The organism is Wolbachia endosymbiont of Litomosoides brasiliensis, assembly GCF_013366805.1.
Lineage (GTDB): Bacteria > Pseudomonadota > Alphaproteobacteria > Rickettsiales > Anaplasmataceae > Wolbachia.
Genome location: NZ_WQMO01000014.1, coordinates 1 through 23,142, shown reverse-complemented (window position 1 = coordinate 23,142; position 23,142 = coordinate 1). Strand labels below are relative to the sequence as shown.

Here is a 23,142-nt window from a genome sequence, read left to right as displayed (position 1 = left end):
CTATTAAGAGACTTTGGTTGTATATAAAATAGAACATTTTACGTAGTAAAGTCTATAATACAGTTGCTTTGCTTGAGAGCGCTTTGTGCAAATTTATTACCTTCTTTTTCACTCTGCAATTAAATAACTTTGCAATGTTGCTCATTTGGCCCATTAACAATAGGAATTAGTATTAGAATGAGATGAGCTAAATAAAGTGTAATGTGATTTGGAGCAAAAATTTAAAGTCTTTTCGCTTGTATTTTAACCGCACCTCTGCATCTATTCTTTATTATTCACGTGTTTAAGGATAACTTCTGCTAATCCCTTACTAATTCTAGCTATACTTTGAATTTCAGCTAGAGGAGCTTTGCTTATGTTTTCTATCGAACCAAAATGATACATCAACGCATTTTTTCTTTTGTTACCAATGCCAGTTATTTTGCTTAACGGTGAAGTAAAAAACTGCTTATCACGTTTTTTTCTGTGCGAGGTTATTGCAAAACGATGAGCTTCGTTGCGTAGCGATTGTAGATAAAGCATGACTTTGCTGTCATTTTTCAAAGTAAAATCTTCTCTGTTTGGCATATAAAATCTCTCATTTCCTGCATTGCGGTAAGAGCCTTTTGCTATGCAAGCAAAAGGAACGTTTATATTTAATGTATTTAACACATTCTGTACTATGGAAATATGCCCTGGACCACCGTCAATCAGTAGAAAATCAGGAATCACGTCCCTTATATTGCCGGAGAAGCGTCTGGTTAGCACTTCCCTCATCATTTTATAATCATCTCCTAAAATTTCTTCTTTGATAGTAAATTTTCTATATTCACTCTTTAAAAAACCTTCCTTTTTTGCAACAATCATGACACCAACTTGTTGATTTCCAGATGTATGGCTATTATCATAAACTTCAACACGTCTTGGAATATTTGGTAACAGAAAAACTTTGCTAAGCTCTTCAAGTTTTTCTAGGTTGTTTTTATAATCAGTAAGCTTTTGCTCTAAGCTATGCTGTGAATTATCATAAACAAATTTCAATAAATTACATTCTTTTTTACTTTTTGCGTGCAGGACTTTTATTGACTTTTGAGCAACATTGCGTAGTGCTTGTTCTACAATTTCTTCACCCGCAACAAAGTCAGGAATATAAATTTGTGTTGGAGGTATGTTAGCTGAATTGTACAAATTGATCAAAAAGGTGGATAAAATTTCATCATCTGGATAATCACTACAGTTCTCGACAAAGTAAGGAGTGCTTCCATAGTTGTCTTTATTTCTGAATGATAATATACCAATGCACGCTAAATCCTCTTTACGTGCAATGCTAAAAAAATCTGCATCTTGTTCAAAAGAAAAATCCATTGGCTGCATTTGAATTTGCTCAAGGAACTTTAACCGATCTCTATATACAGCAGCGAGCTTGTAGTTCTCTTCTTTGCTACATTTTTCCATTGTAGAGGATAACTGTTTTTTCACTTTCTCATTCCTTCCAAGTAATGTGTCTCGTGCTTGTTTTACTGATTGACGGTAATCATCTTTTGTAATTTTGCCCACGCATGGTGCTGAGCAGCGCTTAATTTGATATTCAATGCATGGCCTTTTTGTTAAGGAAAAATATCGATCTGAACATGCTCTCAAAAGAAAAGCCTTCTGTAGTGACAATATAGTTTGCTTAACAGCAGAGGCAGATATAAAGGGACCATAATAGTGAAATTCATCTTTTTTGAATTTTCCTCTATATTGTGCTATTCTTGGATAATCGTACTTAGAAATCGCTATATAAGGATAGGATCTTCCATCCTTGAGCACAATATTGTAAGATGGCTTCAATGACTTGATTAACCGTGCTTCAAGAAGTAGTGCATCTATTTCATTTTTAGTAATGAATATTTCAACCTTAATAACTTGCGAGAGCATGAATTTAATTCGTTCAGAAAGGTTTTCATATCGAAGATAGTTAGATAACCTTGATTTTAAGTTTTTTGCCTTTCCAACATATAAAACTTTATCCTTATCTCCAATCATTTGGTACACGCCACAAGATTGTGGAGATAACTCGATTTGTTTTTTTATTGCTTGAACATTTATGACATAGCCCATTGTTTAACTTGTATGAGGTGAAAGTGTGCTACTAAATGAAATGTGGAAACTACATTAGCAAGCAAAGATAATTTATTTCTTCTTAGCTTATCAGGAGCGCAGTTGATCTTTACACTGTCCATAAATTGATTAATAAATGGGGTAAACCGAGCAAGTTCATCAAGTGCTGTATTAAAGTCGCCACTTTTTATTGCTTGTTTAATGTTTCTACAAGCAGTTATGGCATAATCCGATAGTGCTATTCCTTCGCTTTCAATAAAAAACTTCTTATTATATGGTGTGCTGTAAGCAGTATTATCATTTTTTTCTGCTTTATTAACTATGTTGCTAACCCTTTTATAAGTGCTCAGAATCTGCTCGCCTTCAGGCGTACTAAGATAACGATCCAATATAATAGTTTGCTTTTCTGCTGTGAGCAGATCATTAATATCATCTTTACACAATATTGAATCTACAATGTCTTGCCTTATATCTCTGTTTTTTAAAATGGTCCTGAATCTTTTTAAGCAAAACTTAAGTACCAGATCTGCTCTACTTAACTTATGGGGGCAATCAACTGATGTTGCATCTTTAGTAAATGCAAGTTTGGGGTATAAAGATATTGATTTATCTATTAATAACTTAATCGGAACATGCAAATTATTTTCAAGTATTGTTCTAATTATACCTATTGCCATTCTTCGCAGACCAAATTGATCATGTGAGCCAGAAATCTTTTCACCTGCTGCGATTAAACCAACCAGACTATCTATCTTATCAGCGATAGACATAACAATTGCGGCAGAAGATTTAGGGCACTCTTGCTCTGGTCTAATTGGCTTATAATGCTCTGTTATAGCTTCCACTATTTCCTTATCTTCTTGGAAATAAGAAGCATAATATCCACCCATTATTCCTTGCAATTCTGGAAATTCTTTTACTATCAATGTTGCTAGATCAGCTTTTGCTAAATATGCGGCACGCTCAACTTTGGTTAGTGAGGCACGTGGAACATATATTGCTATATATTTTGATAGAGTTATAATGCGCTTTACTTTTTCTCCAACACTACCGAGAGAAGCATGGAATAATATAGAGTCTAATTTTTTGACATAATAATCCAAGTTTTCCTTTTTATCCTGAGATATCAAAAATTGGGCGTCAGCAAGACGCGCTTCCAATATTCCTGCGTGTCCTTTAACAACTTCATTATTGTTAACATTTACAACAGTAATAAAATGTGAGATTTTCTGTCCATTGCTCAAAGCAAGATACCTTTGCTGTGTATTAATTATGCTAAGGATTACTTCTTTCGGTAATCCCAATGATTTCTCTTGGTTCACTTCACCAAATAGCACAATTGGCCACTCTGTAAGTCCTGTCAGTTCATTTAGTAAATAATCATTTTTTTCAAGTTGTAGGTTCCGCTCCTTTGTAAATTTGTTGATCTGACCCAGTATAAATTGCTTTCTTTTGTCTGACTGAAGGATTACGTTGTTTTTCTCTAGCAATTCAAAGTAGTCTTTAGGTGTTTTAACAGTTAATGCTGTGCCACTTGAGAAAGATCTATGGCCATATGTTGTATTGCATGCTGTTATCCCCGCAAAAGATACAGGTATTATCTCATTGTTTAAAGTACATAAAATGTTTTTAATTGGTCTAACCCATCTTTCTTTCCTTTCACTCCACCTCATGCTTTTTGGCCAAGAGAAATTTTTAAGCATCTCTTCTAGTTGGCTTTTGAAGAATTCTCTGATGTTAAATGAGCAAACATCCTTTTTAATGCAGTAAAAGTCTACATTATTCGCTTTGCGAACGAATAGATCTGTTTTATTTTTTTTATTCTTCCTTAAGAAACCTTCGATGGCCCTTTTGGGTGCGTTGACGTTTGGTCCTTTAATTTCATTATTGAAACTTTTTAGCCTAGAAATGCTTATATTATCAACAAAAAGAGTGATGCGACGTGCCGTTATAAAAACTTCTATAGATGCAAACTTCACATTATTTTTATTGAGGGCATTGGTGATATAACTCTTAACTTGAGCTGCAGCTGAGTTCTGCATTCTTGATGGTATTTCTTCTGAAAGGCATTCAAACAATAATTGTGACGACATGTGTTACTTGCTCATATATAACTCGCAACATTTTTTTGTCAGCTCTCTCACTCTACCAATATATGCTGTGCGTTCATTCATACCAAGCACACCTCTTGCATCAAGCAGATTAAGTAAATGACTAGTTTTAACACATTGGTCGTAAGCTGCTACCGGTAACTCTTTTTCGATAAGAAATTTACACAATTTTTCTGTATCTTCAAATTGCTGTTGCACTACCTCAGTATTATAGTAGTCTAATGCAAGATAAGAAAGTTCATACTCTCTTTGCTTAAAAATATCTCCATAAGTTACACCACTGTCGTTCCACGTTATATCATAAACATTATTTACACCTTGTATGCACATCGCTAAACGTTCTAACCCATACGCCACTTCACCAGGGATTACTCTGCAATCAATACCTCCTACTTGTTGTATATAAGTAAGTTGTGTTACTTCCATTCCATTACATATTACCTCCCACCCAAGTCCTGATGCACCAACACTTGGATTTTCCCAATCATCTTCGATAAACTTAATATCATATTTTTCTATAGATATGCCAAGAGCCTTTAAGCTGCTTAAATAGATATCTTGCAAATTGTTGCCGGAAGGTTTTATTATAACTTGGTATTGGTGGTGTTGGTATAGGCGATTAGGGCTGTCACCATAGCGTCCATCTGCTGGCCTAATTACTGGTTGTAGATATGCAATTTTCGTTGGTTTTACATCAATTGCTGACATGATTGTTGCAGAATGCAATGTTCCAGCCCCAACTTCAGACGTATATGGGTGGAGTATAGTACATCCTTTACCAGCCCAAAAATCTTGTAATTCTTTTATTATGCTTTGTAGATTCACGCAAACTACACACTTTATTATACTGAATATATAAGCAAATAAGTACTATTCAATACTTATTTTTTTTACAGTGTTATGTAAATAGTCGCCTAGAGCCGCTGAACTTTCTTTCATGTACTGAATTATGCTTTTGTTTAGGATAATTGCATTATGCATAGTTAGGTCGCAGAATATAAATGCAGTTGAATATAGCAAAATTACTGCGTAAAACGTATAAAAAATCCCTTCAAGTGTGATTGATATTGCATTGTTATAACTGAGCTGTATTGAACTTATTGGCCAAGGTTTCATCGATTCTACAACGTTGAAAAATATGTAAGGTATTGTAAAAAAGAAGAACAAGTGCATAAAATCATTAAACCAAAATGGACATTGAAGTATCTGCTTGCATATATTCCCATAGAGGTTGCTCACAGTATAATAAATTGACATTATTGCTGGCATTGAAAGTGCAACGGTTAACACCTGCCCTGACGCCATTTGTATTACTATATTTTCACCACTACTTGCTGAAGGGTTCTGGATATGAAAAATAGATATTCCAACTAATTGCAGCACTAACATAACTACTGCCAACTTCATAAAAGTAGCAGCCACAATTATGCCAGAACCTGGCATTTTGTATAGTATAAAATTGCCTCCATATGTGAGGATTAATGTAATGTAGGCAATAAGTAATATTAAGAAAGAAGACCAATAGTTCTGCCAACCTGGTAAATACCCTATTCCTAGAAAAGAACTCACTGTTTTAGCAGGAAAAATCTTGCCTAATGTTTTTCCCAGAATTGTCCATAAAATTTCCATATACTTAAAGTAGTGTTCAGCTAACAAGGCTATAATACTTTATTGTAATAGGCTTATCAATAGTTCAGATATGATCAAAGGGTTTTGTAGTTATATTGACAACTAGGTTTGTAGTCCATTACTACTGTTTTTGCAATTTTATCGTGAAGAAATTGCTTATACTGATTAAAGATCTTAAATAATATGATTAAGATTGATGCAACTATAAATAGACTAGAAATATTGAGTAGTGTATAACAGATTATAAAATATAATACTCTAAAAACTACTGTTCTGTTGCTTGTATTAGAGTGATTTTTTCAAGTGTATTTTTGTCTTTTACATGTACGTGAAGTAACAATTGTCCTGGAGTGTCACTAAATTCTATTATTGTAAATACATAAAATGTTAATTCCAATATCAACCCTATTACTTGTATAGTTGCTGCTTTATCTAAAGGCATTTCAGCCACATTGGAGATAGTGCTAAGGTAAATTCAATAATAAGCCTTATTTCCTATGCTAATACTAATTCTTATTAGTAATAGATTAAATAAGTGACATTGCAAAGTTATTTAATTGCGGAGTGAGAAAGGGAGGTAATAAATTTACACAAAGCGCTCTCAAGCAAAGCGATTATATTACAGACTTTATTACGCAAAATGTTCTATTTTTATACAACCAAAGTCTTTCAATAGGATTGAGCTCAAGTAAGTATAATGGTAAGTATATAATCTTGATATTTTTAGATACCTTTAAATTTTTTGATTTATGCTAACTAGCAAAATCCATGATAAGAAGGCTTCTCGTATTCTTAAATATTACAACATTTATTCAAGAAATATATTTGTACAATTAATGTTGATATTTTTGGTGTAAATAAGCTAGAACTCTCTCCATTTTTAGGATCTACTGGACTGTAGAGATAAAAATTTTGTCTACCTAATTTTGCTTTTATCTGTGTTCTAACGCCCTTTCTAAATCACCCATGTCCAGCTTTCGAATATGTGCTAAACCGCGATTTATAAAAGATAAATAACTCTTGTTCATGGTACTTACTAGTAGTATCATTAAGTTTTTAAGCTTTTCCTGTCTACCTTTATCTTGTTCATTGTGAATTGTCTTAGCGTAATATGTGAAAACTTTGTTTTTTGCATATTACATGTACTTAGACTTGCTGACATTCAAGTCAAATTTTTCCTGGATTCTTATTTTCATTTCTTTAATGGTAATATTGGGGTTTTCTTGTATCCATACTTCAACTTGTTCAAATTGACTCTGATTCAATCTAGTTTTTCTATGAAGTTGGAGGCAGCAAAAGATTTTTCTTCCCTTCCAAATTTTAGGTGATTTGTCCATGCAGTTAGTGCTGTTCTTGAAGTTTTGCTGCAGCTGTTATACTATGCTTTTTTGCTGCAATTCAGTATTTAGTTTTTTTGTAACATATGCGTTATTTTGTAATTTCTTCAGCATTTTTTTGCTGATTCCACGACTTTTTCATCCAGTAATTTTGATTTTTAACGCCATTTAAACTTTGCTATTTTACTTACTTCAGTACGGCTTCTTTCCATTATTATCTATGCGTTTCTTGTATAGTGGGAATTGGTGTAAGATATAGTCAATTGCAATTGCAAACATACGTTTTGTAATTCCTGTATAACTTATTTCAGTATTCATACACTACTCATGTTATTAAATAATCTCAAATATGAGAATTTAGTTAGCATTGACCAACTCTATTATTTGAATTAATATTAAGTCGTTTGTAGTTAGGGAGCTTATGTCCACACCAATCACAGTTGCATATGGTGACGGTATCGGACCGGAGATTATGGAAGCGGTGCTGTCGATATTGCGCCAGGCGGAGGCAAAGATTTCAATAGATGTTATTGAAATAGGAGAGCGTGTTTATAATAAGGAATGGTCTCACGGAATTTCTCTAAGTGGTTGGGAATCTATTGAAAGAACGAAGGTATTGCTTAAGTCTCCAATAACAACTCCACAAGGTAAAGGGCACAAAAGCTTAAACGTTGCGCTTAGAAAAAATCTAGGGTTATATGCAAACGTCAGACCATGCATTTCATATCATCCCGTTATAGAAAATAAATTCGATAAGTTTGATATTGTAGTAATACGTGAAAATGAAGAGGACGTTTACACAGGAGTGGAGCATAGACTCACCGGTGATTCCTACCAGTGCACTAAAATTATTACTAAATCTGGCTCAGAGAAAATATGCAGATACGGTTTTGAGTATGCAAAAAAACACAATAGGAAGAAAGTAACTTGTCTGACTAAAGATAACATAATGAAAATGACCGACGGCACTTTCCATACAGCATTTGATTATATTGCAAAAGAATACCCAGGTATAAAGGCAGAACATTATATAGTTGATATTGGAATAGCACGTATTGCCACAGAACCAGAAAATTTTGATGTTATAGTGACTGAGAACTTATACGGTGATATATTGTCAGACATAGTAGCACAAACCTCAGGTTCTGTAGGACTCGCTGGAAGTAGTAATATAGGTAGTAAGTACGCAATGTTTGAAGCAGTTCATGGTTCTGCTCCTGATATTGCAGGGAAAAACATAGCCAATCCTTCTGGCCTTTTAAATGCTGCAGTGCATATGTTGATCTATATAAGTCAAGCAGATGTTGCAAAATTAGTTTACGATGCGTGGCTAAAGACTTTGGAGAGTGGGATACACACTGCTGATTTGTATAAAGAGAAAAGGAGTAGGCGGAAAGTTGGTACAAAAGAGTTTGCAGAAGCTGTTATAGATAATCTAGGAAAGAAACCTGAAATATTACCTAGGCTTATAATTAGCAGTGGTGCAGGTAGTAAAATGAATAAAATGCAAAGTAACTGTGAACAAGACTATAAAGTTAGAAAATTGGTTGGTAGTGACATAACGCTTGCTTGGGACAGGTCAAGTAATTTTGATCGAATGGTGAAATTGTTTGAATCAAGTAATCTGAGGGTTATAGCAATATACTCAAAAGGGCTAGAGATTTGGCCTGGAGACTCAAAATCTTCGAGTGACCAAGTAACTTGCCGGTTTGTTGCAAGCAGCGAAAAGAAAACTATCACAAACAGTGATGTAAATAACCTCCTAATCAAGCTCGAAGAAAATAGATTTGATGTGGTGAGAATGGATAAGTTGTATTTATATGATGAGAAAAAGGGATTCTTTTCTTAGGTTCTTGTTAAGAATTTTGGTTATATGCAATATTTAAGTTGTTATGTGAAGAATACATAATGTTTGTATAGAGTATAGGGGTGAATGAACATTTTAAATTAACTGATTAGGAGCTTCATGATAGCGCTGATTTATTTGGCCTATTGGAAATAAGAGCTGAACAAATTGTAGATGAGAATTATGAAGAGCTTGGCAAATTTTAAAGGAGTGGCATAGGAGATTGATACTTGTAAATCTTTTTGATAAAAGTGGAGATAACAATAGATTTATACAGATTCATCAGGCTTATGAAGAGCTAAAAAAATATATTAAACCCTTGGAATCGGGGAGCTCATGTATTAAAGTTAGCGTTAGTGCTGAAAGTGATGGGCGTTTAACAGTACGTGAGTTCATTATGGAAAGAAATTATTTGAAAACTGAGTGTCACTGAGAAAAAAAGTTGGAAAAATTACTTAGAATTGATGCCTATGCTCAAAGGGTAAAGACTTTATCAAGCAAAGCTAGGCGTGCAATTGTTTATTCCCCTAGAAATAAGGTAGAAGTCTAGTTGAAGAGGATAGAAAGGCCTTGGCGTTAGAATTCATGTTGCATAAAAATGCCCCCCTAAATGTCTGAAAAGAAAGACACTTTACCTCTATTAACTACCAATTGCTGTAGGCTATTGCTTGTTACGGTGGTAGCATTTGATGTTGTTTATGGATACGTTTAGCGAGCCCATTGTATGGCTAAGTATGGAAATAGTGAAATTTCTATTGACAAATTTATGAACAAAATGATCTGTATTACGCTAGATGGTAAACTCCTTTTTACTGTCCTATCACTGCTTTTTCTGTTTGTTTACTTGCAACAAATTTTATTGCTAATGGATTGTTGGTGTAGGTATGCTTAGTTCTCTGCTTGCATTAGCAATATTAATTGAAGTGCTGGCTCCTGTTTTCTAAAAAGGTTGTGGAATATACGCTGAAGAGCACATAAGGGGCTTATTGGGGAGAGATCTAAAGATAGAATACACAAAGAAGCTGATCTGTTAGAATAGCATGATCCATGAAAACTGTTAATCTAAATAATTATGCTTCTTGTGAGAAAGTGTTTTGTAGAGGTGGCAAATGAATTTGCTAATAGGAATTTTGGTGAGGTAAACGCTAATGTATCTGATGTTAACACTAAGCGCCATAATCATGGAGCAATTGGATTTGTATAGTAGAATATTACAGTATAGTATAAGTTTTTAGCTCTAAGCGCATGGGTTTAGAAAGGATAGAATTGATATTTGAGAAATTTAAGCAGTTGAATCCTATGCCAAGAATAGAGCTGGGTTATACCAATCATTTTACATTACTGGTTGCGATAGTTCTGTCGGCACGTACAACCGATGTGAGTGTTAATAAAATTACAAAAGGGCTGTTTAGCATCACTGATACACCAGAAAAGATGCTAAATCTCGGGCAAAGTGAGCTTAAAAAATACATAAGCAGTATTGGTTTGTATAATTCCAAAGCAAAAAACATAATTGAGCTCAGCAAGATACTAGTTGAGCGCTACAATAGTAAAGTGCCTGCTAATTTTAACGACTTAGTATCTTTGCCAGGGGTTGGAAGAAAAAGCGCTAATGTATTCTTAAATGTGGGGCTTGGCATTCCAACATTGGCAGTTGATACTCATGTTTTTAGAGTGAGCAATAGAATTGGTCTTGTAAAAGAAAAAGATGTGTTCAAAACAGAGAAATCTCTTTTAGATGTAGTTCCAAAAAAATACCTACTCTATGCTCATCACTGGCTAGTTTTACATGGTAGATATGTTTGCAAAGCACAAAAACCCTCGTGTGAAGCATGCATAATTCATGATTTATGTGAGTTTGAGTGCAAAGATTATAAAATCTAGTATTCCTTCTTTTGTTATCCAAGTAGTTTATAGAACCTTAGTTGGAAGACTGCTTGACAGATCTTATTAATCCCCTTAAATCATGAGGTTGAAGATGTTTGTACCAAACTCCACTATATAAGGAACGGATGGATAATAATGGAAAAGAAACCTTACTGAAGTAAGTAAAATAGCGAAGTTTAAATGGTGTTAAAATCAAAATTATTGGATAAAAAGTTGTGGAATTAGCAAAAGAAGTGCTGAAAAAAGTGTGAGGTAGCGCACGCATATATTGCAAAAACTAGATGCTGTAATTGTGACGAAAAAACACAGTATAACAGCCTTAGTAAAAATATGTTGCATGGATAAAGTACCTGAAATTTGGAAAAGAAGAAAAATTGTCACTCCCTCTCAATGTCATAGAAAAACTCTCTTGAATCAGAGTCAATTTAAACAAATTGAAGTATAGATACAAGAAAACCCTAATATTACCATTAAAGAAATGAGAATAAGAGTCCAGAAAGATTTCGCTTGAATGTCAGCAATTTTACATATACTATAATATGCAAAAAACGAAGTTTTCGTGTATTGCGCCAAGACCAATTTACAATGAACAAGATAAGGGTAGACAAGAAGGGTTTAAAAAAAACTTGATGAAACTTTGGTAAGTATCCTAAACAAGAGTTATTCATCTTTGATGAATCCGTTTTTGCATATATTCGAAAGTTGGATATGGGTAATTTAAAAAGGGCGTTGGAACACAGAATAGTGCAGTTAATCCTGTAAATGAAGAGAGTTCTAGCTTATTTGTATCGAATGTGTGTCAACATTGATTGTATGAATATATCTCTTGAACAAATATTGCAATATTTAAGAACACGAGAAGCACTTCTTGTCATAGGTTGTGCCAGTTGGCATAAGTCAAAAATTTAAAGGTATCTCAAAATATCAAGATTATACCACCGCCATACTCACCTAAGTTCAATCCTATTGAGAGGCTTTGATTGTATATAAAACAAAACATTTTGCGTAATAAAGTCTATAATGTAATTATCTTGCTTGAGAGTGCTTTGTGCAAACTTATTACCCTCTTTATTTACTTCGCAATTAAACAACTCTGCAATGTTACTTGTTTGACTCACTGGAAATGAGAACTGGTGTTACTGGTAGTCTCGTTAAGTTTTTTTAGTTCTTCCTAATCTACTTTTATCTTGTTTATGAATTGGTCTTAGCGTAATATATGGAAACTTCATTTTTTGCGTGTTACAGTGTACTATAAACTTACTGACATTCAAGTTAAATTTTCCTGGATTCTTATCTCATTTCTTTAAATGGTAATATTAAGGCTTTCTTGTGTCCGTACTTTAACTTATTCAAGTTAACTCTGATTTAACCTGGTTTTTCTATGACGTTGAGGAGAGTAAACAATTTTGCTTTCAAGTTTTAGGTGCTTTGCCCATGCAGTTGGTGCTGTTCTTGAAATGCAGCTTATTTTGCTAAGGCTGTTATACTGTGCTTTTTGCTGTAATTACGGCATTTAATTTTTTATAGCTCTTTTGCTGATTACACGATTTTTTCATTCGATAATTTTAATGCCATTTTAACATCGCTATTTTACTTACTTCAGTATGACTTCTTTTCCATTATTGTCTGTCCGTTCCTTATACAATAGCTACTTGAGTGATAAAAAAGAGCCCTGAAATGACAGAAAAAGAAGCTGAGATAACACCATCTCGGTGGACTAAAGTTACGTGCCTGTACATCTATACGCTTGACACTAGGGTCGAGTCTTCCGTATAATTCCATAAAAATCTATTACACTTACCTGTGGCCAGTCCACTAGCGTCATGTACTGGAATGACATCAGTGTGCGTGTTTAGACATTTATGTGTGGAGTGGAGAAATTAAAAAAGCATACCAGATGATAAAAGTATGAAAGGCCTGTATATCAAAACTTATGGCTGTCAAATGAACGTTTATGACTCCGTTTTAATGGAAAATATAATTAAACCTCTGGGGTTTAACGTTGTTAATGATGTGGAAAAAGCTGATTTGGTAATACTTAACACCTGTCATATTAGGGAGAAAGCAGCAGAAAAACTTTATTCTGAACTTGGGAAAATTCATTCGTTACAAAAAAATAAAGAAATTACTATAGTGGTAGCGGGATGTGTTGCTCAGGCGGAGGGAAAAGAAGTATTTAGAAGAGCGCCTTTTGTTGATATTGTTGTTGGACCACAGAGCATAGCTACTCTGTCAGAGCTGATAATTAAAGCAAGCAGAAATAAAGGCCATATAATAAATACTGATTTTCCTGAGGTTGTGAAGTTTGATAGATTGCTGGATGAATGTTGCGGTAATAGCCAAGGATCTTCTGCATTTCTTCCCATACAAGAGGGTTGTGATAAGTTTTGTACATTTTGTGTGGTACCATATACTCGCGGGGCTGAGTATTCGCGTCCAGTAAATGAAATATTCCGTGAAGCATTGAAATTAGTTGCAAGTGGGACAAAGGAAATCAATTTACTTGGTCAGAACGTCAATGCTTATCGCAGGGAATGCAAAGGGGAAGTATGGGATTTAGGAAAATTAATTGGTCATATTGCTAAAATTGAAAAACTAGAAAGAATTCGCTATACTACTTCTCACCCAAGAGATATGCATGAGTCTCTTTACTTGGCACATGCGGAGGTACCAAAACTCATGCCGTTTATTCACCTGCCTGTGCAGTCTGGTTCAAATAAAGTATTGCGTGCGATGAACAGAAAGCACACTGTAGAGGAGTATTTGGAAATAATAGAAAGATTTCGCAAATTAAAACCCAAAATCGAATTTTCTTCTGACTTTATTGTTGGTTTTCCTGGAGAAACCGAAAAAGATTTTGAAGAGACTATAAAATTAGTGGAAAGAGTGAGGTATGCTCAGGCTTATAGCTTTAAATACAGCGCAAGGCCGGGTACGCCAGGGGCAGAAAGGAAAGATCAAATGCTAGAAGAAGTTAAAACAGAACGACTCCTTCGTTTACAGAAATTGATTAGCAAGCAACAGCTTGAGTTTAACCAGAGTATGGTAGGTAAGACTATACCTGTTCTATTTAGCAATAAAAAAGGTAAATACCAAAACCAAATTATTGGTAAAAGCCCATATATGCAATCAGTGTGCATTGATGATCCTGAAGATAAATATAGAGACAAGATAGTAAATGTAAAGGTATTAGAAGCTTGGCAAAATAGCCTATTAGGGTGTGAATTACAGGAATGAGTTTGTTTTTTTTGAATTTGTGATTTTCCAGAAAGTTATATACTCTTTAATTTTAAATAGTGAACATGAAGCCAAAGCGTTACCTTGATACAATAAGCAGCCCTGATTTTTCGTCATTAGAAAAGGAAATCATAAAATTTTGGCGGGAAAACAAAATTTTTGAGCGGTCAATTCAGAGACGTTCTAAGGATGACTGTTTTGTCTTTTACGATGGACCTCCATTTGCAAATGGACTTCCGCATTATGGGCATTTACTTACTGGTTTCATAAAGGATGCATTTGCAAGATATCAAACTATGCTTCAAAGAAAGGTTGAACGTAGATTTGGTTGGGATTGCCATGGACTGCCAGCTGAGATGGGAGCGGAAAAAGAACTTGGAATATCTGGCAGAACTGAAATAGAAAAATTTGGTATTGAAAGATTTAATAATCATTGTCGTACTTCTGTGATGAGATTTTCATCAAAATGGGAAAAGTATGTAAATAGGCAGGCAAGATGGGTAGATTTTCATAATGACTACAAGACCATGGATAAGTCATTCATGGAGTCGGTCATATGGGCGTTTAAGCAGCTTTATGATAAAGGTCTGGTGTATGAGTCGGTGCGCGTTGTTCCATATAGTTGGGCATGTGAAACTCCGTTGTCTAATTTTGAAACAAGGCTTGATAATGCATATAGAGAAAAGACTGGCAAAGCTGTAACTGTTGCATTTGAACTTTTAAAAAATCCACAGCAGTTTAAACAAAAATGTAAATTACTTGCTTGGACTACAACTCCTTGGACGTTGCCGAGTAACTTAGCTTTAGCGATAGGAGAAAATATTGAGTATTGTGCAGTATTAGTTCACTCTTCGGTGTCATTCCAGCGCCGTGCGCTGGAATCTGGAGAAAAAGAAACCTGGATTCCAATGTCTAACACTGAGATGACAGAAAAAGGAGATACTGGAATGACAACAGAGGACAATGAAGGAAGTCTAGTAAATAATGAGATATATATCTTTTCTAAAGACTACCTAGAAAAATTTATCGTTCATTGCAAACAAAACAATATTCTATATGAAAACTGCAATATACACCTTAAAGCAAATGATCTGGCAGGTCTTTCTTATAAGCCACTATTTGATTATTTTAAAGGTACCAAGAATGCATTTCGTGTTTTCATTGCTGATTATGTTACAGGAGAAAATGGTACTGGTGTTGTACACACTGCTCCTGGGTTTGGTGAAGAAGATTTTTACTTGTGTCAAAGTCATGGTATTTCAGCCATTTGTCCAATTGATGACAGTGGAAGATTTACTGCTGAAGCTTCAGATTTAACGGGAATTCATGTTTTTGATGCCAATGATACAATAATAAAGAAGTTAAAAGAGCAAGGAAATTGGTTTAAAACCGAACAATATATACACAATTACCCTCACTGCTGGAGAACTGACACTCCTTTGATATATCGCACTATGCCTTCTTGGTACGTTGCTGTGACAAAGTTCAAGAAGAGAATGATTGAGCTGAACAAGAGAGTTAATTGGATACCAAGTCATATAAGAGATGGTCAATTTGGAAAATGGCTTGAAGGAGCACACGATTGGTCGGTTTCTCGCAACCGATTTTGGGGTACGCCAATTCCTATATGGAAATCAGATGATGCAAGATATCCAAGGGTGGATGTATATGGCTCAATAGCAGAACTAGAAAGAGATTTTGATGTTGAAGTGAATGATTTACACAGGCCATTTATCGATTCTTTAATAAGACCAAATCCTGATGATCCAACGGGAAAATCGGTTATGCGTCGTGTGTCTGACGTATTTGACTGTTGGTTTGAATCTGCCTCGATGCCATTTGCACAAATCCACTATCCGTTTGAAAATAAAGAGTGGTTTGAGAGTAATTTCCCCGCGGACTTCATCACCGAATATATAGCACAAACAAGAGGGTGGTTCTATACGCTTTTTATATTATCCACCGCTTTATTTGACAGTGAACCATTTAAGAACTGCATATGCCATGGTGTGGTTCTTGATGTAAAAGGACAAAAACTATCTAAACGTTTAAATAATTATGTAGACCCGATGGAAGTTTTTGATAAGTATGGCTCTGATGCACTGCGTTTTCTTATGCTTTCTGGGTCTATTGTTTGTGGAGGCAATTTGTTCCTTGATAAAGAGGGAAGTTTAATACGAAATGTTCTGAAAAATGTAATGAAACCTATTTGGAACAGTTATCACTTTTTTACCATGTATGCAAATGCAGATGGAATTAAAGCTGAGGTTTGTAAGGACTACAAGAGTACTATTGATTCCTACATGATTTCCAAATGCTTTGAGGCTGTGGAACGTATCCAAGCTTCTATGAGCAGCTATAATTCTCAAGAAGCTTGTAAGATTCTGGTAGATTTTTTTGAAGTGTTGAATAATTGGTATATTCGTCGCAGTCGTGAGCGTTTTTGGAAAGGTAACTTAGATCAAGATAAAACTGATGCTTATAATGTTCTATACACGGTTTTTTATTACATATTAAGAGCTGCGGCTCCTTTGTTGCCGCTTATAGCAGAGACTATATGGCAGGGGCTTAAGTATAAAGAAATATCTGTTCATTTGGCTGATTTTCCGCAATTAGAGAGGTACGATAGTGAACTTATTGCTAAGGTGGATTTAGTAAAAGAAATATGCAACTCTGCATTGTCTATCAGAAACACTTTCAATATACGTGTTAGACAGCCACTTGGTAGTATGATCGTTTATCATCAGTCTTCCTGCAGTTTTCTTAAAAAAAAACTGCTTTCTGTTGTCATTCCAAAGTTTTCCCCTGTTATTCAGACGTGTGACACCGGGATTCAGAAGGAGGAGTGGTCAAACGCTGAAATGATACTGAGTGTGAATGAGTACCAAGAGATGATAAAAGATGAAGTAAATGTGAAGGAAATAGAATTAGTAAATAGCCTTGAAGGCATTGCATCGTTGGAGTTGAAACTAAACTTTTCTATGCTTGGGAAAAGAATTCCAGATAAGGTCAAGAAACTAGTTCAATATGTCAAGGAAGGGAAATGGAAGCAAATTGATAATGAAAAAGTATTTTTAGGCAATGAGTCAGAAAGCTACATTATAGAAAAGGACGAATATGAGTTATTATTAAAAACGAACAGTGAATATTCCTCTGTGTTTGATAACAATAAAGGAATTGTTATCCTGAATACTGTCTTGGATGATGCACTAGTTCTAGAGGGGCTTGCAAGAGATGTTGTAAGACTCATTCAGGAAACCAGAAAGCAAGCTAACTTTCATATATCTGATAGAATCAGGGTGATAATCAAAACTGAAGATGAGAAAATTAAAGGAGCAATAAATACGTGGGGTAAGTATATAAAAGAGCAGACTCTTTCCTCATCTTTAGAAATTAATATAGAAATTGGAGCTAACTTTTATTCCAAAGAATACCAAGGTTTAATTGTTGGTATTGAGTTGAATTGTTGATAGTTGCAAATTATCAGCATTTATGCTATACTTAAGGTAATTGGGGTAAAGTGATATAATATGAATACTGTTATAGGTTGCGAAAAGGTTTTTGGCTCAAATAACAACAAAAAAGAGCTTATTGTTACTTTAGAAGAACAACAACCTATTTCCAGGTTGAAAGAAAAGAAGAAATTGTTAGCTGGTTTTGATATCCCGCTAAGTGTACTTCGTTGTAAAGGTTATGACTCTGGCTTTTTTACTTCTTGGTATAATGTATCAAGTGAAATATTTAAAGAGATAAACAGAACTTGCCCAGAAAAACGGGTGCTGAATTTAGCTCTATCTGTTTTAATGCTTCCTTATATTGCTTTTACTGCATTAGGGTTAGTTATATATAACAGGTTTAAAGCAAGCAGTAAAACACAGAATAGCTTAGAGGAGAATAAAACAAAAAAGAGTGAAGCAAGTGAAAGTACAGTAAAAAGATTAGCATATGGTGTTCTTGCTGCAATAGCAACTCTTGTTAATATAGCTGTGCTTGTGGTATTAGTTATTCCTGCAACGCTCGCTTTGGCTATCTTTTATCTTTTGAATAAGGAATTATCTCATTCTTTGATTGCTGCTCTTAGAGTAAGTGTGGGGCTGTATCGTAATGAACACCAAAATATTGGGATGTCTTTTCATGAGGTAAAGGTTGCTGAGCCAAATATTGCATGGGATATGGAAATAAAGTTTCCGCCACAATTTGAGCAGTTGCTTAGAGATTTGTATGAAGATAAGAATGATAAGCTATTTGTTACACGGGATTCAGAACATAATACCGTGCTGAAATTATCAGCTAATATCCATTTAAGAAATGGTCTTGTGCCTTTGTGTAATGAGATCAAGGAGGTGCTTGAGACTTCGATTCAAGAGTTCGTGAGAACTATGGAAGAGCTGATAAAGCTAGAAAAGAAAGATATTACATATGATAAGCTGAAAGAACTGTTAAACGGATTTAGGCTGGAAGTGGTGAATAGTGTAGGTCCTAAATTGACAAGTCGTTTAATACAGGATGCTTATGGAGTTGCCTTTATACAGGCAATCAAGATTGCACAGGGAGAAGGAATAAGGAAGGAAGGTTTTTCATTAGAGGAAAGGCTGAAGGAAGTATTGGTAAAGCAAGAATTAAAAAGCCAAGGTAAGGAGTTGTCAAGTAAAAAAGATATTATAATAGAAGATTTGGAGAATGCAGGGATAGAAGTACCAAAAGACTTAAAAGAATATGAATTTTCTGTATATGAGGCAGTATGGAGATACAGCAAAGAAGTGCGTAAAAGAACATTTATTGAGGTTTCTGAGAATAAGTATCTTCAAGAAACAAAAACAGCTCTAGGTAATGCAAAAGAAGAAATTCAATATTTAAAAGAGTTAGTATTGAAAAGGTATAATGATATATATAAAGAACTGGAAGAAATGCATAAGAATTGGAGAAATGGTAACTTAAAAGATGGTGCCTTAAAAAGGAGGTTGGAAGATCTTTTTAGATTAGAACACGATGATCAAGAGATTGAGCAAAGGTTAATAGAGTCAAGAATAAAAACTATTCGGACTCTACTGAGCAGGTTGGGTGATGAAGTAAAGCAGTCCTTAACGGAAGAGCTTAATGAGCTGGAAGCAAAAACTTCAAGTAAAGTGGATGGCTTTGTAGAAAGGACGTATTTAGAGATAAAACAATATGAGATGCAAAGGTTGCTTCAAGAACAAAAGAAAGGTGTTTTGGACCTATGCAAGATATTGAAAAAATATGAACCTGGCCTAGCAAAAACGATTGAGGTTTCCCGCGGGCAAGGACATTTGGAGGTAGAACAAACACTAAAAGGTCAAAATGAGTGTTTAAAAATTAAACTAAATGGTAGGGAAAAAGGACATCCGTGTACAAAATCAATAAAAGTGCTCTTAGAAAGGAATGAAAAAATTCTAAAAGCGTTAGAACAATTGGAGTTATGTAAAGAAGGATTATTAATAAATGAAAAAACAAAAAATAATTACAAGGAAGAGCTAACGTTTCGGGAAAAAATAAAATTTGCAGTAATAGAAGATGAGTTGCTTGATATATTCAAGAAGAATGAAACCTTTGATGGAGAGGCCATCAAGAAATTATTAGAAAAAGCAGAACTTGAATACTGTTTAGCAGAGAAATGTATCAAATATCCTGTAATTAAAACGAAAGATAATGTCAAACATTTCTGTCAAGCTTTATTGACTCCTTTGATAAGCAATTTGGCAGAAAATATAATAAATAATGTACCAAAGGATAATAAAAGTGGACTTTCACGATTTTGGGGCTCTTGCAAAGTTGGTTTGGGCTATATTAAAATAGGCTGGTCAGCCACGAAAAAGAATGAAAGTACAGAAGGAAAAGCGTTGGATACGGCGCATGATACTTATAAGGAAGTAGAGACATTGCTTAAATATTTTGAGTCGAGTTATGAGGAAGTTGGAGCTTTAGTAGGTGATGTATTTTCTGATGATGGTGAAACATTTAAAAAAGATATATGGCCTAAAATAAAAGATCATTTATGTGGAATGTGGGATAGGTTCTTTAAGGATATTGAATTCACATTAGTCAGCAAAGATAGAAATATCTGTCAAGAAGCAAAGGAAACAGTAAGTGCTAAATTAAATGGGCTTGTAACACAGGAACATAAGAATTATGTTAACGAGCTTTGCTCAGCAACAGGGGCGTAATACACTATCTTGTTAAGTAACTATAAATAGCTGTAAAAATATCACTACTATCGCAGCCTGTTTGAGCGAGCTCAGCGTTTCCACCACAACCTTTCCCGGTTACGGTAGATATTAGCTCTTTTGTGCTAACTTTATCGACTAAATCTTTACTTACTTTTACGATCAACACTGTTTTGTTTTTCTCCGTTGCCGTAAAAGCTATTACCGTTTTTGGTTTTTTTTGCTGTAAAATGAATTCCCTTACTATATTTGCTGGAATGTCAGTAAAAGAGTGACTTATGAAATTCATTCCATTTATTTCAATGCTTTTTATGTTTTCTGCGTTTACAAGCTTTTTGTAGAGGCTTTTTATTTTAGTTTCGGACTCTTTACGCTCTTGGTTTAAAATGCTTAACCGGCTTATTATTTCATTTACTGGCACTTTTACGAGTTCTGCAATTTTTTTTAAGTTGATTTCATTATCACGTGCATAATTAATTGCTTCTTGACCAGTTAGAGCTTCGACTCTTCTTACTCCAAATGCAATGGAACATTCTGTTACTATCTTAAATAAGCCAATTTCTCCAGTACGCTCTACGTGTGTACCACCACATAACTCTTTTGAATCTCCAATGTTTACAACCCTAACCTGATTGCTATATTTTTCGCCGAACAACGCCATAGCCCCTTCATCTATTGCCTGGTTCATGCTCTGAATTTTTGTGAACGCGGAAAGATTTTCTCTAATTAAAGAGTTTACCATATCTTCTATTAAAAACAGTTGGTTGTGAGTAACTTGAGTGTTGTGACTAAAGTCAAATCGTAATCTATCTGGTGCAACTAGGGAACCTTTTTGAGTAATATGATTACCCAAGATTTTTCTTAATGCAAAGTGCAGAAGATGTGTAGCTGAGTGATTTCTTCTTAGGTTTTGCCTTCTTTTCTTGTCGATGCTTGCTGTAACTATGTTATCTTTACGAATTGAGCCAAATTTAACTATACATCTGTGCAAATATAGGTCATTAACTTTCTTGGTATTCTCTACTATAGCTATACCTTCAGCAGTATGGTCGTATGACCTATCATTTTTTTTCTGGATCCCAGTATCAAGCACTGGGATGACAGAAGGGATAATGAAACTACCAGTATCTCCTACCTGTCCACCTGATTCGCCATAAAAGGGTGTTTTATCAAGTATAATGGTTATCTTCTCCCCCTCTTTTGTAGAATCGATTTCCTCATTTTTAGAGGAAAGTATGGCTAATACTTTTGCATCCTTCACCTCACTAAACTCATAACCAACAAATTCTGTTTTGCCAAATTTATCAATCAGATTAAACCATACTTGCTCAACGGATTTTTCACCAGATCCAGCCCATTTAGCACGTGCTCTTTCTTTTTGTTCTTTCATTGCATTATAAAAACCTTTTTGATCAAAGTTTATTTTTCTCTCTTTTAAAATATCGAGTGTGATATCCAAAGGAAATCCATAAGTGTCATATAGCTTGAACGCTGACTCTCCCGATAAAGTATCGCCTGGTTTTAAATCTGTGGTGAATTTTTCCAAAAGATTAATGCCTTTCATCAGAGTGTCTTTAAAGTTTTCTTCCTCTGATTTTAACGTCGTTTCTATCAAGCTTTTAGCTCTGGTTAATTCAGGATAGACATCTCCCATATAAGCTAAACTTGTGCTATCTATTAGCACTGGAAAAATGTGATGGAGTAGGGGGTCATTATATCCAAGTTGATGAATGTAACGTACTGCTCTCCTGATTAATCTGCGTAATACATAATTTCTACCTTCATTTCCAGGTAGTACTCCTTCTGCGATGAGAAATACGGCTGCACGAAGATGATCTGCAATGACCTTATGCGCTACTTTATTCTCTACATCTCCGCAGTATTCCTGTGATTTACTTATCAGAGCGGAAAATAGATCAATTTCATAGTTATCATAGACGTTTTGCACCACGGCAGCTATTCTCTCAAGGCCCATACCAGTGTCGATGCATTTTTTGGGCAATTTTTGCAAGTTGCCTTCTTCATCTTTGTTAAATTCCATGAATACTAAATTCCAGATTTCAACAATTCTATTGTCGTACTGTAAATTAGGCTTTGCGTGGTCGTAAAAAATTTCAGAACATGGGCCACATGGTCCAGTGGTGCCCATACTCCAAAAATTGTCATCTGTTGCAATTCTGATGATTTTATCGCTTGAAAAACCACTTACCTTGCGCCAAATCTCGTATGACTTATCATCAGTATGGTAGATAGTTATAAACAATCTGTTTTTATCAAGAGGCAATTCTTCAGTGATAAATTTCCACGCGAATTCTATTGCAGTTTCTTTAGAATAATCACCGAAGCTAAAATTTCCAAGCATTTCAAAAAATGTGTGATGCCGAGTTGTATAGCCAACATTTTCAAGATCGTTATGTTTACCGCCTGCTCTTAGACACTTTTGACTCGAGACAGCACGTTTCATGTCAGTTTTTTGTGTACCAGTAAAGATGTTTTTAAACTGCACCATACCAGCATTTGTGAACATAAGTGTTGGGTCATGTTCTGGAATTAAGGGAGAAGAAGAAATCTGCTTGTGATCATTACGTACAAAAAATTTTATAAATCTTTCTCTAATTTCGTTTAGCTTCATTGTTTTTACTGAGATTACCTATGCATAATAAGTTGCAATGAAAGCAAAATCAATTTATCAATCAACCTGGTTATACCAATTCTCATTGTTAGTAAGTTAAGCAGTTGACATTGCGGAATTGTTTAATTGCGAAGTGAAAAAGAGAGCAATGAATTTGCACAAAGTGCTCTCAAGCAAAGCAATTGTATTATAAACTTTA

The 23,142-nt window shown here is 34.7% G+C and carries 12 protein-coding genes and 2 pseudogenes; 7 read left to right on the top strand and 7 right to left on the bottom strand.

The annotated features are described in order from the left end of the window. Window positions 1-261: 261 nt before the first annotated feature. The 6 genes and pseudogenes from uvrC to GO684_RS03655 form a co-directional block, all read right to left on the bottom strand. Complete coding sequence (uvrC, locus tag GO684_RS03685) at window positions 262-2,082, bottom strand: excinuclease ABC subunit UvrC (protein ID WP_175939039.1); 1,821 nt, start codon at window positions 2,080-2,082, stop codon at window positions 262-264. Beyond that, entirely contained in the window at window positions 2,067-4,175 is a 2,109-nt protein-coding gene (glyS, locus tag GO684_RS03680) for a glycine--tRNA ligase subunit beta (RefSeq protein ID WP_175939036.1), read from the bottom strand. Before glyS ends, uvrC begins: the two co-directional genes overlap by 16 nt. Window positions 4,176-4,178: 3 nt before the next feature. Continuing rightward, window positions 4,179-5,018 (bottom strand): glycine--tRNA ligase subunit alpha, encoded by an 840-nt coding sequence (locus GO684_RS03675; protein WP_175939034.1) that lies wholly within the window; start codon window positions 5,016-5,018, stop codon window positions 4,179-4,181. Window positions 5,019-5,063: 45 nt separating this feature from the next. After that, a complete protein-coding gene (locus GO684_RS03670) occupies window positions 5,064-5,822 on the bottom strand; it encodes a phosphatidylglycerophosphatase (RefSeq protein ID WP_175939032.1) in 759 nt (252 codons plus the stop codon). Window positions 5,823-6,087: 265 nt separating this feature from the next. Continuing rightward, window positions 6,088-6,273 carry a hypothetical protein gene (locus GO684_RS03660; RefSeq protein WP_175939030.1) on the bottom strand — a complete coding sequence of 62 codons (186 nt, stop codon included), beginning with the start codon at window positions 6,271-6,273 and terminating at the stop codon, window positions 6,088-6,090. Between the two features lie 98 nt (window positions 6,274-6,371). Beyond that, window positions 6,372-7,305 (bottom strand): annotated as a pseudogene (locus GO684_RS03655) (IS630 family transposase). A gap of 275 nt (window positions 7,306-7,580) precedes the next feature. On the opposite strand from GO684_RS03655, the gene icd reads away from it, so the two are divergent. The 7 genes and pseudogenes from icd to GO684_RS03620 all read left to right on the top strand — a co-directional run bounded on the left by icd (window position 7,581) and on the right by GO684_RS03620 (window position 20,311). Beyond that, complete coding sequence (gene icd, locus GO684_RS03650; RefSeq protein ID WP_175939027.1) at window positions 7,581-9,008, top strand: isocitrate dehydrogenase; 1,428 nt, start codon at window positions 7,581-7,583, stop codon at window positions 9,006-9,008. Window positions 9,009-10,086: 1,078 nt separating this feature from the next. After that, complete coding sequence (locus GO684_RS05610) at window positions 10,087-10,209, top strand: hypothetical protein (protein WP_255419658.1); 123 nt, start codon at window positions 10,087-10,089, stop codon at window positions 10,207-10,209. 41 nt (window positions 10,210-10,250) lie between these two features. After that, the gene (gene nth / locus GO684_RS03645) at window positions 10,251-10,889 is read left to right on the top strand and encodes an endonuclease III (protein WP_175939025.1); all 639 of its coding nucleotides are present in this window, start codon (window positions 10,251-10,253) and stop codon (window positions 10,887-10,889) included. 183 nt (window positions 10,890-11,072) lie between these two features. Continuing rightward, window positions 11,073-12,019, top strand: a pseudogene (locus GO684_RS06050) (transposase). A 781-nt stretch (window positions 12,020-12,800) separates the two neighbouring features. Continuing rightward, window positions 12,801-14,129, top strand: coding sequence for a tRNA (N6-isopentenyl adenosine(37)-C2)-methylthiotransferase MiaB (miaB, locus tag GO684_RS03630; RefSeq protein WP_175939018.1), 1,329 nt, complete (start codon window positions 12,801-12,803; stop codon window positions 14,127-14,129). Between the two features lie 65 nt (window positions 14,130-14,194). Continuing rightward, a complete protein-coding gene (locus GO684_RS03625; RefSeq protein ID WP_175939016.1) occupies window positions 14,195-17,599 on the top strand; it encodes a class I tRNA ligase family protein in 3,405 nt (1,134 codons plus the stop codon). 60 nt (window positions 17,600-17,659) lie between these two features. Next, window positions 17,660-20,311 carry a hypothetical protein gene (locus GO684_RS03620; protein ID WP_175939013.1) on the top strand — a complete coding sequence of 884 codons (2,652 nt, stop codon included), beginning with the start codon at window positions 17,660-17,662 and terminating at the stop codon, window positions 20,309-20,311. Between the two features lie 4 nt (window positions 20,312-20,315). Here the strand turns inward: GO684_RS03620 and alaS are convergent, their stop codons facing one another. After that, entirely contained in the window at window positions 20,316-22,943 is a 2,628-nt protein-coding gene (alaS, locus tag GO684_RS03615) for an alanine--tRNA ligase (protein WP_175939011.1), read from the bottom strand. Window positions 22,944-23,142 lie beyond the last annotated feature (199 nt).

Coding starts and splice junctions, on each gene's coding strand:
- glyS (WP_175939036.1), bottom strand. CDS start 4,175: ATGTCGTCACAATTATTGTTTGAATGCCTTTCAGAAGAAATACCATCA.
- alaS (WP_175939011.1), bottom strand. CDS start 22,943: ATGAAGCTAAACGAAATTAGAGAAAGATTTATAAAATTTTTTGTACGT.
- nth (WP_175939025.1), top strand. CDS start 10,251: ATGGGTTTAGAAAGGATAGAATTGATATTTGAGAAATTTAAGCAGTTG.
- GO684_RS03620 (WP_175939013.1), top strand. CDS start 17,660: ATGAATACTGTTATAGGTTGCGAAAAGGTTTTTGGCTCAAATAACAAC.
- uvrC (WP_175939039.1), bottom strand. CDS start 2,082: ATGGGCTATGTCATAAATGTTCAAGCAATAAAAAAACAAATCGAGTTA.
- miaB (WP_175939018.1), top strand. CDS start 12,801: ATGAAAGGCCTGTATATCAAAACTTATGGCTGTCAAATGAACGTTTAT.
- GO684_RS03670 (WP_175939032.1), bottom strand. CDS start 5,822: ATGGAAATTTTATGGACAATTCTGGGAAAAACATTAGGCAAGATTTTT.
- icd (WP_175939027.1), top strand. CDS start 7,581: ATGTCCACACCAATCACAGTTGCATATGGTGACGGTATCGGACCGGAG.
- GO684_RS03625 (WP_175939016.1), top strand. CDS start 14,195: ATGAAGCCAAAGCGTTACCTTGATACAATAAGCAGCCCTGATTTTTCG.